Genomic DNA, 14,652 nt, shown 5'->3' on the forward strand with positions numbered 1-14,652 from the left:
ATCGTTTATAGAAACATATTCTTTAGTTAGCGATTAACGCCCCCCTTACTCATGAAGCTGTTTTTATCAAAAATCAATCATCAACTTAACTCTAACGTATAGGGATTAATTTTTGAGGGTAAAAATGATATAAATCCGACATAACTTTTTTGAAATGTATACCACGAACATAAGTCGAGCAGAGGCTGAGCGACTTCTCAGGTCACATATGGACCCTGGAGCGAGCAAGTACGAGAACGGCGACTAAGAACACCACACCTCACCAGACACCCAAGGAAAGCGTCCTGTTGGAACGGAGATCAACTTATATACATGATGTCATACCAAAATTTCGGAAACTATCCATAAAAAGCAACATTCTTCAAAAAGGGAAATCAGACTACAAAAAAAGACTGCTCCAACTTTTGCGGAACAGTCTTTTTATTAAAAAATTGATTTTCTCTTGTAACTTTATTATATCATAAATTTGCCAATATTACTAGACTATACTTCTTTCTGAACTAGCTGTATGATAAATTTCCCGATTCTAAATCCATTTTGAAAGGAATGTGAGTAACGTTGGAAAAGCAATATGAATGGACAGAAGAAAAACAGTATCTTGTTCTTTGTATAAACACAGTTGGTCACAAAAAGGAGGAGTTACTACAAAAGGAAAAGGATGTTAGAGACAATGTTTTAACATTAAAGAAAACCTTTTGGGACGACGTTAGAGTGAATTTAGATACGCCGGAGGATCTAGACGAGACCTTTTATGCTATTAAACAGCAGGCAGAGCTCTTATCTGATTCCCAGCATGCTCAGAAACGTGTCATCAAAGATGTAAAAATTTATGATCGTTTACAGCATTCACCCTATTTTGCTCGCATTGATTTTTTACAGGATGATCATAATGAACCTTTAAAGATTTATATCGGTGTAGCAACCTTAATGGATGAAGAGAATGACAACATATTAATTTATGATTGGCGAGCCCCTATAGCAAGTATGTATTATGATTTCACACCTGGCCCAGCTACTTATGAAACAGCGACTGAAGAAATTCAAGGTGAGATGCTTTTAAAACGGCAATTTATCATTAAAAACGGTCAATTACAATCGATGTTTAATACAGGTTTAACTATTGGTGATGATTTATTACTCGATATTCTCGCTCAAAATGCAAACGAACATATCCGCAGCATCGTAGCAACGATTCAAGCTGAGCAAAATAAAATAATTCGACATGTCAACACTCCTTATCTAATCGTAGAGGGTGTCGCGGGTAGTGGAAAAACGGCTGTTGCTCTCCAACGTGTTGCTTATTTGTTGTATCATTATCGAGACCAAATTACAGCTGATCAAATTTTATTGATTACACCTAATCAGCTTTTTAATCAATATGTTCATGCCGTTTTACCGGATTTAGGCGAAGACAATATGCAGCAATTAACCTTCTCCGAATATGCAACAAAACGTTTAGGTCGACGGTTCCAATTGGAATATCCTTATGAGCAATTAGAGTCACTTTTAACAGAGCAAGATGACTCTCTCTACCAAACAAAGCTTTCGATTATTTCTTTTAAAGCTAGCCTTCACTATAGAGAATTGATGGACAAATATATAGAGCACCTTGCCCATGAAGGTATGCTGTTTAAAAATATTGTTTTTCGCGGAGAAAGAATTATTACAGCTCAAGAAATCGCTGAGTACTTTTATTCGTTCAACGCCACAATGCCTATCCCAAATCGACTACAGTTAGTGAAAGAATGGTTATTACAACAATTATCGAAAATAGAAAAGGCAGAACGGGCGAAAGAATGGGTAGAAGAAGCTAGTGAACTTTTAGACATTGAAGAGTATACAAAAACCTATAGCGAGCTTTTACATGAAGGTCGGTTTTCAGAAAACTCTTTTGATGATTTCGAGCAAGAGCGCAAGAAAATAGCTATCCAAATTGTCAAAAAGCAGTTCAAGCCACTTCGTCAATCTGTGAAACAATTGAGGTTCGTTCATATGTTAGGCATTTATCGTCAACTATTTGAAATGAATACATCTATTCACCAGCATTTACAGAACTTTTTACCTGACCATTGGGAAGAAATCTGTCAACATACACTCCCTAATTTAGCAAAGCGTATTATTTCGTATGAAGACGCCGCTCCATTTTTATACTTACAGGACAAAATAGAAGGTCAACGAACAAATACGATGATTCGTCATGTTCTAATCGATGAAGCACAAGACTATTCTCCATTTCAGCTATTTGTATTACAACAACTATTCCCACGTGCACGTATGACTATATTGGGCGATGGGCATCAAACCATCCATCCTCATACCTTTAAAAACCCTTCACTGCTGACACCACAATTGTATGGTGAACAAGCAGAAAAAATGATATTAACGAAAAGTTATCGCTCAACAAAACAAATTATTCACCTTACTTCGAAGATTTTACATGAGGACGCCAAAGTAGAAGCATTTAACAGAACTGGTTCCGAACCGACTATCACGATTGTTCCGAATGCATTAGATTTAATTGAACAGCTTATCGAAAAGATTAACAGCTTGTCCCTAAAATTCGAAACAATTGCAGTCATCTGTAAAACAGAGCAAGAGTGTACGATGGTTTTTGATAAAATGAGAGACCAAGTAGATATTCAACTCATTACCCATGATACAAAACAATTTAAAAAAGGCATTTTACTGTTACCAACTTATATGGCAAAAGGTATTGAATTCGACGCTGTCTTGATATACAATGCCTCCTCGGCTAATTATTCTAGGGAAACAGAACGTAATTATTTCTACACAGCTTGTACACGAGCTATGCACGAATTGCATATCTATTCCATTAACGAATTAACACATTTTTTAGAGTTTTAATTATTACAAAAAGAGAATCTGCATGCTTCCATGGATACTTCATGGTAAGCTTGCAGATTCTCTTCTCTTTTTTTATTATTTTTAAATGTAGTACGTATAATCCTCTGGAATAACACGTTTTAAGAATTTCTTCGTGCGCTCCTCTTTCGGATTAACAAATATATCATGAGGATTTCCTTCCTCTACAACGACACCACCGTCCATAAAAATCACCCGGTTTGCTACGTCTTTTGCAAAGCCCATTTCATGTGTGACCACAAGCATCGTTGTTCCTTCTGCTGCAATGTTCTTCATAACCTGAAGGACTTCTCCTACTAGCTCTGGATCCAGTGCAGAAGTCGGTTCATCAAATAAAATAATATCAGGATTTAATGCTACTGCTCGTGCAATACCGACTCGCTGCTGCTGGCCTCCTGACAATTGACTTGGATAGGCATCATATTTTTCTGATAAGCCTACTTTATCAAGCGCCTTTTTGCCAATTTCAATCGCTTCTGCTTTTGAAATTTTACGTCCTATAATAAGCCCTTCTGTCACATTTTCTAACGCTGTTTTATTCGTGAATAGATTATAGTTTTGGAATACAAAGGCTACACGCTGACGAATCGAATGTACGTCCTTCTTCTTCACATTTTGAAAATCTACTTGGATATCGCCAAATGTAGCATGTCCTTGGTCGGCTTTCTCTAAAAAGTTAATGCAACGTAATAATGTTGTTTTTCCTGAGCCGCTGGGGCCTAAAATAACAACAACATCACCTTTATCAATGGCTAAATCGACACCCTTTAAAATTTCATTGTCACCAAATGATTTATGAATATTTTTAATTTCTAACATACTCGTTCACCCCTTAGGCTTTTGCCACTTTGAATTTACTTAAATGTTTTTCATATCGTTTAAAAATGTATTCGACCGTACTACATAAAATTAAGTACACTATGAAAATATCAATATATGCTTCTACGTAATTGTAGCCAACATTTGCAGCTACCTTAGCCTTTAATGTAATTTCAGGTAAGGACATTGCATAGCCTAAAGACGTCGCTTTAATGAGATTGACTGTAGCCGTACAAATATTCGGCATAGCTACTACTAGAGCCTGTGGAATAATAATACGGCGATAGGCTTGAAACGTTGTTAAGCCTACTGCATGAGCAGCCTCTAGCTGACCTTTTTCAATCGTACTTAAAGCAGAACGAAATACCTCAATTAATATGGCCGTTGTACTAAATGCGAAAACGATAAATGCATACCAAATCGGATTGATTTTATAAATATCATAGGCAATATTATATTTTTCAAAAATCATTTTAAGTAGTAATGGGATACTACTATAAATAATAAAGATTTGAATGATTATAGGTGTACCTCGGACAAAGGAGACATAAATTTTTGCTATATGATGGATCACTGGGATTTTATTGATTCGTGTTAGTGCTAGTAGAAAGCCAAGTGGTAGAGCAACAAGCATAGCAACAATTGTCACAAGGAGTGCGATAGGTACACCTGATAATGCAACAAAAAATGTTTCAACTAAAAATTGATAATTCATGGTTACGCCTCCTTACGTTGTTTCTAATGTCTTTTTCCCCTTACCAAAGAACTTTTCTAGCATAGCGAAGAATTTTTCTATAATAATCGACAGCACCCAATAAACAATCGCTAAAGCAATATATATTTCTAATGCATGCGCATTAATATTACTTGCAATAATTAAATTTGCCTTTCCGACAATATCAATTAAGCCGATTGTATAAGCGAGCGCTCCTTCTTGTAATAAGGCAATCATTCCATTCCCAAAGTTCGGTAAAGCGACTACAAGTGCCTGTGGGAAAATAATACGTCGAAAAGCCTGAAATGGCGTTAATCCCACACTTACAGCCGCTTCAAATTGTCCTTTATCAATCGCTAAATAAGCAGAACGAATAACTTCTGACATAATCGCCGCAAACTGCAAAGTGAACGTTACGACTACGAAAATGGCTGTTTCGATTGAATGGAGATTTATGCCGAAGTTTTCCGCTAACGCTGGCACACCATAATATACGAGGAATAATAAGACGATAGATGGTGTACAACGCATAATCGTTGTATATAAGTTCGCTAATTTTCGCAGCAATTGTATTGAACTTAACTTGGCTGCCGCTAATAGTAAGCCAAATATTGTGCCTAGTACAATGGATGATCCTGCGACTAAGAAGGTAACTTTTAAAAACGGCAATAATACAGGAATTGAGTTCCAAATGTATGATGCATCAAAATACTTCTCCATTTCCTCACCAACTTTTATATAATTCTCTTTCTAATCAATTATGCCTCGGCATAATTGCGTCCAGAATCGGCTTTGTGCTTAGGCCTGCACGAGGGCCAACACGATATCGGTCATTTCGGTAATACCACAGGACATGGCGCTTTTACCGAGGGCCAACACGATGTTGGTCATTTCGGTAATGCCACAGGACGTGGCGCTTTTACCGATGCAGGTCAGTTAGCCGTTACCGCATGGATGCAATGATTTTAGGCTAACATCCTTTAAGAACTCCTTTCCGATTCTGTGACATCCGCCGGAGGCTTTAGCCCAACAGATGTTTTTTGCGCGAAAGCGTAGCGCCAACGGCACGATGTTGGTCACTCAGTCGTTGCCACAGGACGTGGCGCTCTTAGACTGAGTTCCTCTATTTCAGCAGGTGTTTGGACACCTGCTGAAAGAAGTTAATAAAGACTGCTGAGTATACTGACTCAACAGCCTTTTATTTGCTAGAATACTTTCTCTGCTAAAGAGGCGTCTTCTTTGATTAGCTACCGCCTATTAGCGCTTCACAGAATCTAACACTTCAAATAAATCTCGACCGTAAAACTTAGTGCTTAATTCATTTGTTTTCTTTTGCTCTTTGATTTTTGCTATCGCTTTATCGTAAGCATCTGCAAATTCTTGTTCCTTTTTATTGAACAGCGGCCATGTTTTGATAACGTCAAATTCGTTGTAAACTACGTCATCCTTTAAATTATGATATGGGCCATCTTCTGCTAAAACTTGTTGTTTAAATGGACCTTCAATCATCACACCACCATCGACACGTTTTTCATTTACCCATTGCACGACATCGACAGTAAATGCATCTCCAGCTTGTAATTTCACTTTATTGTCTGGGTTGGCTTTATTATATTCATCAATAATTGTGTATTGAGCATTATTCGCAGCGATTGGTGCTAATGAATAACCTTTTTTCGCAAAGTCGGCTAATGTTTTTACACCTTCATCTTCTTTACGTAATACTAAACCCGCACTACTTAAGCCTAAAAATTCTTTAGGGAAAATAAACTTCTCTGTACGTTCTTGCGTAAAGAAGGCATTTTTTATCCCTACTTGATATTTCCCTTGCTCAACACCAATTAGTAAATCATCGCTAGTCGTGCCTACAAATTCAAACTTATATTCAGGTAACATCTCATCGACTAGCTTCATAACTTCCACATCGTAGCCTGTTGGATTTCCGTTATCATCTAGATAACTAATTGGCTTAGACGCCTGGTCAAATGCAACCTTCACTGTACGTACTTTCGCGCCATCCTCTGAATCTTTATCTGAAGCTTCACCTGAATTACAGCCTGCTAAAATAGCAAGTGAAGCCAACCCGATTGCTGCCAATTGAAAAATCTTTTTCTTATGTTTAAACATATATCATGTCCCCTTATTCTCCATGGTTTTTGTCAATGATTTTCATTCGATTTTTGCTGTTCAATTGCGACATTTGCCAATTTAATAATTGTCATATCATCCATCGGTGGATTATGAAGTCCCGCACGAACATTTCGATAATAGCGCTGTAATGGATTTGTTAAATGTAAGCTTTTCGCACCTACTACACGCATTGCCTTATCGACGATTTCAATCGCCAAGTTTGTTACTGTATGCTTAGCAACCGCCATTTCATTTGCTAAAAGCTCACGTCTAGCTGGGTCATCATAAGCGTCAGCGACCCCATACAGTACAAAGCGTGCTTGATATAGCTTCAATTCAATATCGCCTAGAAGTTGCTGCACATTTGGCAATGTACTAATCGGAGCATTCAAGCTATTAGGCTGATGATGATTGGCAAAATGCAGTGCATAATCACGAGCTGCTTGCGCAATACCTAAGTATGTTGCTGGGATATGTAGAATCCAACCATTTATCTTGCCACCACTTGGGTGATTCGGTAATTCTACTAAATGATTTGAAGGGACAATTACATCCTTTAAAACTAGGTCGTGGCTACTTGTGCCTCGCATTGCAGACATTTCCCAGTTTTCTTCAATTGAAAGTCCTTGAGCATCTTTATGAATAAGGAAAAAACCAATTTTATTTTTTTCCTCAATCCACGCTGATGTTAAGAAATAATCTAGCACCGGAGAGGCTGTCGTAAAAATTTTACGTCCATTTAAGAGCCACCCTTCCTCTCTTGAAACAGCATTTGTTTCTGGTCGCCCTCCACGGGTCGGACTCCCAGTTGCCGCTTCACTCGCAGCCCTATTTATAATGGCACCTTTCTTTATTTCCTGAGCAAATGAACTTAGTAAATCGTCTGACCAAAGCTTTTTCTCATATATTTCGCCTACAACGCCTAATGTCCACCCTAGTGAGAGTGAAGCATTCTCGTCATAGCTTGCTAACGTTTCTTGAACGAGTACCATATCATAGACTGATAATCCCTCACCGCCATATTCTTTCGGTAAAGTTAGTGTTGGATAACCAATTTGCAGAAGTAGTTTATGTGCTTCGAATGGAAAACGAGATTGTTCATCTACTTCTTTAGCCTCAGCCTTGATTGGCTCAGAAATAGATGCTAGCTGATCTAGCCAATACTGCTGTTGCTTTGTTTTAATAAATAAATTCTTCAAGAAAATCTCCTTCTTCCCAAAATATATAAAACATATATACTTACTAAGAATTAAAATTGTAAAAAAATCTCTAACTACGTATTAGTAGCAAGAGGATGCGTGGTACTGAATTTTCTGATTCGTTGACATTTATGATACTTTTCACATTTAAAAATGTCAATGGGTTAATTACAAGTTTTTTTATAAGTTTTATATTCATTACTAACACGTCTTCTTTTTTCACCAAGCCACATTTACAACATATGCTAACACTAAAGAAAGAGGTGCATGTATGACTAATAATATGAATCCATTCTTAAATAATATGCCTATTTCACCTATGACCCCTCAGGTTATTCAGACAAAATTTGGAGATATTAATGGCGATGGCTTACTTGAAACTGTTCTTTTGATGGGCACTAAAACTCCAGATAGCCCTTTGTGGAAAGACCTAACGCTTGCTATTTTTTACGGACAGACGCACCAATTCGAAAAAATAATGCTAAAACAAAGCGTTGGCTATAACCCAACTATTTTTTTAGGGGACTTTACAGGCAATCATCTAGAAGATATTCTAGCTATTTCTGACACAGGAGGTAGTGGAGGCATTATCAACGGTGAAATATTTGCCTCAATAAACGGCAAAATACGCTCAATTTTTGATGCAAATTCTTTTAATAATAAGTTAAAGTACAGCGTTAATTATCAAAATCAATATAAAGTAGCCGTTCGTAGCATGAATCCCAAAAAGCAATATATCATCGATTTACAATACAAGGGTTCAGAATATTTAGCAGAAATTTACAATCAAGACGGTACACTAAAGCAGCCTATTGAAGGTTGGGTAGATCCAATCAGTGGATTGTACCCAGTGGACTATGAACGTGATGGAATATATGAGATTTTAGCTTATCAGGCTATAGCAGGCCGATTTCATGCCGATGGATTAGGCTATGTAGAAAATATTTTAAAATGGGATGGCAATGCATTTATCGTTGACCGTCAAACTGTAGGGATTTTTGGAGAAGATATAAAATAAATTACGTGCACTTATATAGGGGAAAAAAGCAAAAATCTGTCCGATTTCACATAGCATAATCGAAATTGGACAGATTCGAACTTACTTTTTCTAGTGATAGGACAAGGCTTATTTTTCTACTAATGCAAAATAATTATTTTCGTGATCAGCAAAATTAAAAACCCTACCCATTGGCATCATTACTAAATCTCCCACTTTAACGCCCTTTACTTGAAAATCCCGATATAAATTTTCTATATGATCGGCATAAAACATAATAGAAGGTGTCCCTAAATTTAATTCAGGCTGCATTTTCGCAATGATTTCTTTATTGTGTAGGACAAAGGTAGTTTGAGCTTCTTTAGTTGGAGAAATTTCAATCCAACGTACTCCTCCCTCTTCCTGGTCAGCAACTACAACAAATCCAACTTTTTCTGTCCAAAACTTCACGGCAGTTTCCTGATCATTTACATATAACATCACTTGTCCAATTTGTCGAATCATGAAACAATTCCCTCCTCTTTTGAGCATTAGTATATATCAAAAAGTAGCTTTATATGTCATCTAATGATTATCGTTTCAAAATATTAGTTTCTTATATCTACAATTAATGAACAGTTATTATAAAATACTTAACTTTTATTTTATTTTTGATAAAATGAGCCTAGTCGTCTATTATTTACCTTAATCGGTAAAGTATATACTTTTCACCATAACATAAGGTGTCGATTATCCGATGATCCTCTTAGGATAATAGGAGGTTGGTCCCAAAAGGCATTATTACTTAGTTTTCGGTGATAAAACAAAGTTTAAAATACAAATATTATAGTGAGGATAATTCAAGTGAAACAACTAAGTTTAAGAAAAAAGCTCATTTTTTCATTTTTAGCAATGCTTATCATCCCAACACTGTTAATTGGAATTGTGTCTTACCAAAGTGCGGGAAAGCAAATTTCAGAAGAACAACAAGCAAGCGCAGCCGAAAGTGTGCGTATGCTTAATACGAATATTACTAACACGATTGAGCCAAGAGTGAAGGACGTTCAATATTTTTCAAAAAAGCTCAATCAATCTTATTTACAAGAAGGTAAAATTCCAGAACTTAAATCTCTTTTCCACGAATACATCAATATGCATCCAGAGGTGGAGCTAATTTATATTGGAACCTCTGATGGCAGACTACTAGATAAGCCTGCTCAAAAATACCCTAGTGGGTTTGATCCGCGTACGAGACCTTGGTATAAGCAAGCTTTAGATAACAAAAACCAAGTATCTATTACAGCTCCATATATTACACAAACTACAGGTGATATCGTTCTTACGATTACTCAGGCTTTACCAGATGGCTCAGGGGTAATAGGGTTAGATTTAAACATATCTAAACTTAGTACCATCACGAATGATATACGCATTGGAGAAACTGGCTTTGCTTCACTTTTAGATAGCAATAAAACTTATATCGCCCATCAAGATAAAGAAAGTGGCTCTGAAGCAACAGAGAGCTATATTCCTAAAATCTATGAACAAGATAGTGGTACCATTATAGAAAAAGATCGCCAGCTACAATTTGTTACAAATAAGCTAACAGGCTGGAAAGTTGTTGGTACAATGTTTACAGCCGAAGCTGCAAAAGCCGCTGCTTCGACCTTTAATATCAACTTAATAATCATCGCCATTTCTATTATAGTTGGCATTATTTTTATGTTACTCATGATAAAATCGATCGTTAATCCAATCAATCGTCTTAAACAAAGCGCTATAAAAATTAGCGAGGGCGATTTAACAGAGTTTATTGACATTCATTCTAAAGACGAGATTGGACAGCTCGGGGAAGCCTTTATCGCAATGAAGGTTAACTTAAAAAACCTTATTCGTAACGTTGATCAAAGCTCCCAACACGTACAGATTTCTGCGCATGGATTATCTGCGAATGCCGAACAAAATATAGCTGCTTCAGAGCAAGTTACAGAAGCTATGCAACAGGTGGCTATCAGTACAGAAAAACAAACAACAGGCATTGACCAGAATGCTATGTCTATTGAAGAAATAGCAAAAGGCGTCGTCGAGGTTGCCGATAGCTCAATGCAGGTTTCAGATTTATCTAGCTATGCTATAAAATTGGCCGATGAAGGTGGTCAAGCAGTAGAACAAACTGTGAATCAAATGATTTCTATTCATGAATCTGTGACGCAATCAGATACGATGATTAAATCACTCTATGATCGAACAAAAGAAATCGGTTCTATTTTAGAAATTATTAGTGCTATTTCAGATCAAACAAATCTGCTTGCCCTTAATGCTGCTATCGAGGCGGCGCGAGCTGGAGAGCATGGGAAAGGATTTGCAGTAGTCGCCGATGAAGTTCGGAAGTTAGCAGAGCAATCTCATCAATCAGCAGAGCAAATTTCTACATTAATTACTGGCATTCAGCAAGATACCGCTAAATCTGTTCAAACAATGATCAAGGCTTCAACAGATGTCCAGGATGGTTTACAGCTAACAGAAGATACAAGTACAAAATTTGCAAACATTATTAAGAGCCTACACGACATGGCTCCGAAAATGGAGGATATATCTGCATCCGCTCAAGAAATGTCAGCAGTAGTCGAAGAAGTTTCTGCAACTGCTATCGAGCTAACTGATCATGCTAAATTAAATGCAGCAGCGTCAGAGGAAGTTGCCGCTTCAACTGAACAAACGTTGTCTTCGATGCAGGAAATGGCTGCAGCCTCAAAAGTACTTCTCGATATGGCTGATGAATTACAAAGCTATGTGAATCGTTTTAAATACTAAAAAGAAAAGCACGATGTTAATGAAGATTTTCCAAACATCGTGCTTTTCAATATTAACTTCTTATTCCGGACGCAATAATGCCGAAACACATAATTGATCTTTATTTATTTTCCTCATAACTAAACTGCCATTCGATACCAAATTTATCAGTAAGGGAGCCATAACATTTACTCCAAAACGTTTCTTGTAGCTCCATTTTAACTTTGCCACCCTCTTTAAGGCCATCAAAAGCTTTTCGCATCTGGGCCTCATCGTCTGAGACAACGGCTAACGTTACATTGTTTCCAGTCGTGAATGGACTGCCTGGAAATGTATCTGAGAACATTACAGTGCTACCAAAAATCGGAAGTCGTGTATGCATTACAAGATCTTTTGCTTCCTCTGGTAATGGATAACTTGGATTTTGTGGTGAATCTCCAAATGTCATAATTTCAGGTTTGTTCGCATTAAAAACTTCCTCATAAAAAGATACAGCCTCTCGACAATTTCCATTAAAAATTAAGTAGACCTCTACTGCCATGTCCAACACTCCCTTTGTCATTTTCCGAAACAATTCCATTTTACATGGATAACAAATAATAATACAAATCTTAGATACAGCGACAATAAAGATTTATTTTCCTACAAAGATTGTAGGATTTTTACTAAATACCTTTCTTTTGAAACAATAAGCTTATACCTATTTTCCATACTATAACGAAAAAATAGTATATCTTTATATTTCGCTTAACTCCTGTTCTTTCCTGCTGATTTTTTATTTTTTAGATAAAAGCTTTGACATTTACTCGAAAATAATGTAAATTACCAAATGACGAACGATTTAAATTAAAACTTAAAAAATATTCGTATTTTAGGAGTGTTTATAATGGATAACGTATTTGACTATGAGGATATTCAACTAATTCCCGCAAAATGCATTGTAGAAAGTCGCTCAGAATGTGATACTTCTGTTACTTTAGGTGGTCATACATTCAAGCTTCCTGTTGTTCCAGCAAACATGCAAACTATTATCGACGAAAGTCTTGCTGTGAAGCTTGCTGAAAACGGTTACTTTTATATCATGCACCGTTTTAACCCTGAGACACGTATCAATTTCATTAAAGATATGCAAGGTCGTGGATTAATTGCATCAATTAGTGTTGGTGTAAAAGATGAAGAATATACATTTATTGAAGAATTAGCAGCTGCGAATTTAGTGCCCGATTTTATGACAATCGATATCGCACATGGTCATTCAAATGCTGTTATTCGTATGATTCAACATATCAAAAAACATCTACCAACTAGCTTTGTGATTGCTGGTAATGTGGGCACACCTGAAGCAGTACGTGAACTTGAAAATGCTGGTGCTGATGCAACAAAAGTTGGTATTGGACCAGGTAAAGTATGTATTACTAAAATCAAAACTGGTTTTGGTACAGGTGGTTGGCAGCTAGCTGCACTACGCTGGTGTGCAAAAGCTGCAACGAAGCCAATTATCGCTGATGGTGGTATTCGTACACATGGTGATATTGCAAAATCTGTTCGCTTTGGTGCCTCAATGGTGATGATTGGATCATTATTTGCAGGTCACGAAGAGTCACCTGGCGAAACAATCGAAATCGACGGTAAAACTGTGAAGGAATACTTCGGATCTGCTTCTGAATTCCAAAAAGGCGAACGTAAAAATGTTGAAGGTAAAAAGATGTTTGTTGAACATAAAGGCAGCATCAAAGATACGTTAATTGAAATGCAACAAGACCTTCAATCATCTATTTCCTATGCAGGTGGCAATAAACTAGATGCCATTCGAAATGTAGATTATGTAATTGTGAAAAACTCTATTTTTAATGGAGATAAAGTATACTAACAACTAAGGAAACCCCAACAAGAATGGAGAACATTCTTGTTGGGGTTTTTCTTTGGGTTTCGTTTCTCTATTCTGTAAGAGTTTAAATTGGGCAGAGCAATTGTGATTCTTGGTTGAGCAGTTCTTCGGGCTACCCGAGAGGTTTTGGCTCTTGGCAGACTGTTCTTTTATTTAAAAATGTACCTTTCCAACAAAAGAAAAAATGCTACCAATTAAGAGTAGCATTTTCCTAAAGATTATAGCTTGTTAATAACAGCGTGGATCGTTTCTTTTAATTCTTCATCATGATCAGAAAGGTCTACAAGGTTTGCTACACGTTCACGTAATACTGGACGTTCAATTACAAGCTTTTCATCAAGAACTTGTACTAGTAACTCGATAATAAGACGATCACGGACGTTTAATGCTTCTTCTAAACGCTCTGGTGTAATTTTTCCTGTTTTTGCTGCTTTAGCCATTTTAAAAACCCCTTTTGAATTTTATATTCATGCACATCTATTTTAGCATACAGCTAATTTATTTTGAAAACTTTCTTTCGCAATATATAGGCTCATCACCATACATAACGTGTGGTTGATTTCCGTTCCGACTGGGCGACTCCAATCAACCTATATACATAACATACGTTTTAACAAATATCATCCACAGCTTTTGACGATAATCCAATACATACCAAAACTTTACAAATGAACGCTAATAAATTTACGATAAAATGTTATATTCAAATCATAAAACGATGACGCTCAACCATATGATTATGTGTTATTTAGTTTTTTATACGATTTACAAGATTGGAGGAATTCGATGAACCAAAAGAACTCGACTTATTTACAATTAATAAAAGTTATACCCAAGTCTTTACAATTGTTTCTAAATGTTTGCCTTGTACTTCTAGCGCTCATTTTATCCTTCCTACTTTGCAAAGAACTCATCCAATTCCTTGAAATTTTAATATTCAATAACGATGGCGGAGACTATAAGCTTTTCCTCGCTAATATTCTTATTTTCTTTTTGTATTTTGAATTTATCACTATGATTATTAAATATTTTAAAGAGAATTATCATTTTCCACTAAGATATTTTATATATATTGGGATTACGGCCATGATTCGATTAATTATCGTAGAACATGATCATCCCATTAACACCTTAATTTATTCACTTATTATTTTAATATTAATTGTAAGCTATTTTATTATTAATATTACGCCGCTGGAACGACCTGTACGCTCATCACTCTTTATGAAAAAGGAACAATAGCTTTATA

Annotated in this window: 14 protein-coding genes; 6 read left to right on the forward strand and 8 right to left on the reverse strand. The window is 36.4% G+C overall.

The window, feature by feature from the left end; genetic code table 11:
• Positions 1 to 558 precede the first annotated feature (558 nt).
• Positions 559 to 2,865: an RNA polymerase recycling motor HelD gene (gene helD / locus ACYQ73_RS18795; protein ID WP_460013856.1), complete on the forward strand. Its 2,307-nt coding sequence runs from the start codon at positions 559 to 561 to the stop codon at positions 2,863 to 2,865.
• Between the two features lie 81 nt (positions 2,866 to 2,946).
• Here the strand turns inward: helD and ACYQ73_RS18800 are convergent, their stop codons facing one another.
• From ACYQ73_RS18800 to ACYQ73_RS18810, 3 genes are read right to left on the reverse strand one after another with little or no spacing between them, the layout of a single operon-like run.
• Positions 2,947 to 3,702: an amino acid ABC transporter ATP-binding protein gene (locus tag ACYQ73_RS18800; RefSeq protein WP_460013857.1), complete on the reverse strand. Its 756-nt coding sequence runs from the start codon at positions 3,700 to 3,702 to the stop codon at positions 2,947 to 2,949.
• A 13-nt stretch (positions 3,703 to 3,715) separates the two neighbouring features.
• A complete protein-coding gene (locus tag ACYQ73_RS18805) occupies positions 3,716 to 4,417 on the reverse strand; it encodes an amino acid ABC transporter permease (RefSeq protein ID WP_134022231.1) in 702 nt (233 codons plus the stop codon).
• A gap of 12 nt (positions 4,418 to 4,429) precedes the next feature.
• Positions 4,430 to 5,137, reverse strand: coding sequence for an amino acid ABC transporter permease (locus tag ACYQ73_RS18810; RefSeq protein WP_460013858.1), 708 nt, complete (start codon positions 5,135 to 5,137; stop codon positions 4,430 to 4,432).
• Positions 5,138 to 5,191: 54 nt separating this feature from the next.
• Between ACYQ73_RS18810 and ACYQ73_RS18815 the strand changes: the two genes are divergently transcribed.
• Positions 5,192 to 5,380: a hypothetical protein gene (locus ACYQ73_RS18815; RefSeq protein ID WP_460013859.1), complete on the forward strand. Its 189-nt coding sequence runs from the start codon at positions 5,192 to 5,194 to the stop codon at positions 5,378 to 5,380.
• Positions 5,381 to 5,674: 294 nt separating this feature from the next.
• On the opposite strand, the gene ACYQ73_RS18820 is transcribed toward ACYQ73_RS18815, so the two are convergent.
• Entirely contained in the window at positions 5,675 to 6,544 is an 870-nt protein-coding gene (locus ACYQ73_RS18820; RefSeq protein ID WP_460013860.1) for a transporter substrate-binding domain-containing protein, read from the reverse strand.
• A gap of 32 nt (positions 6,545 to 6,576) precedes the next feature.
• Positions 6,577 to 7,746, reverse strand: a complete 1,170-nt coding sequence (locus tag ACYQ73_RS18825; protein ID WP_460013861.1) for an acyl-CoA dehydrogenase family protein — start codon at positions 7,744 to 7,746, stop codon at positions 6,577 to 6,579.
• Positions 7,747 to 8,017: 271 nt separating this feature from the next.
• Here ACYQ73_RS18825 and ACYQ73_RS18830 point away from each other — a divergent pair, with 271 nt between their 5' ends.
• Entirely contained in the window at positions 8,018 to 8,764 is a 747-nt protein-coding gene (locus ACYQ73_RS18830; RefSeq protein ID WP_460013862.1) for a hypothetical protein, read from the forward strand.
• A 108-nt stretch (positions 8,765 to 8,872) separates the two neighbouring features.
• Here ACYQ73_RS18830 and ACYQ73_RS18835 read toward each other — a convergent pair whose 3' ends face one another.
• The gene (locus tag ACYQ73_RS18835) at positions 8,873 to 9,247 is read right to left on the reverse strand and encodes a VOC family protein (RefSeq protein ID WP_460013863.1); all 375 of its coding nucleotides are present in this window, start codon (positions 9,245 to 9,247) and stop codon (positions 8,873 to 8,875) included.
• 339 nt (positions 9,248 to 9,586) lie between these two features.
• Between ACYQ73_RS18835 and ACYQ73_RS18840 the strand changes: the two genes are divergently transcribed.
• On the forward strand, positions 9,587 to 11,536 hold the full coding sequence (locus ACYQ73_RS18840) for a methyl-accepting chemotaxis protein (protein ID WP_460013864.1): 1,950 nt from the start codon (positions 9,587 to 9,589) through the stop codon (positions 11,534 to 11,536).
• Between the two features lie 100 nt (positions 11,537 to 11,636).
• On the opposite strand, the gene ACYQ73_RS18845 is transcribed toward ACYQ73_RS18840, so the two are convergent.
• Positions 11,637 to 12,056, reverse strand: a complete 420-nt coding sequence (locus tag ACYQ73_RS18845; RefSeq protein ID WP_460013865.1) for a VOC family protein — start codon at positions 12,054 to 12,056, stop codon at positions 11,637 to 11,639.
• A 345-nt stretch (positions 12,057 to 12,401) separates the two neighbouring features.
• Here ACYQ73_RS18845 and guaC point away from each other — a divergent pair, with 345 nt between their 5' ends.
• The gene (gene guaC, locus ACYQ73_RS18850; protein ID WP_460013866.1) at positions 12,402 to 13,385 is read left to right on the forward strand and encodes a GMP reductase; all 984 of its coding nucleotides are present in this window, start codon (positions 12,402 to 12,404) and stop codon (positions 13,383 to 13,385) included.
• 236 nt (positions 13,386 to 13,621) lie between these two features.
• On the opposite strand, the gene ACYQ73_RS18855 is transcribed toward guaC, so the two are convergent.
• Positions 13,622 to 13,843: a phosphate-starvation-inducible protein PsiE gene (locus ACYQ73_RS18855; protein ID WP_068985751.1), complete on the reverse strand. Its 222-nt coding sequence runs from the start codon at positions 13,841 to 13,843 to the stop codon at positions 13,622 to 13,624.
• 346 nt (positions 13,844 to 14,189) lie between these two features.
• Here ACYQ73_RS18855 and psiE point away from each other — a divergent pair, with 346 nt between their 5' ends.
• Positions 14,190 to 14,645, forward strand: a complete 456-nt coding sequence (gene psiE, locus ACYQ73_RS18860; RefSeq protein WP_460013867.1) for a phosphate-starvation-inducible protein PsiE — start codon at positions 14,190 to 14,192, stop codon at positions 14,643 to 14,645.
• The last annotated feature ends 7 nt before the right edge of the window (positions 14,646 to 14,652 follow it).

The organism is Lysinibacillus sp. CTST325, assembly GCF_054665055.1.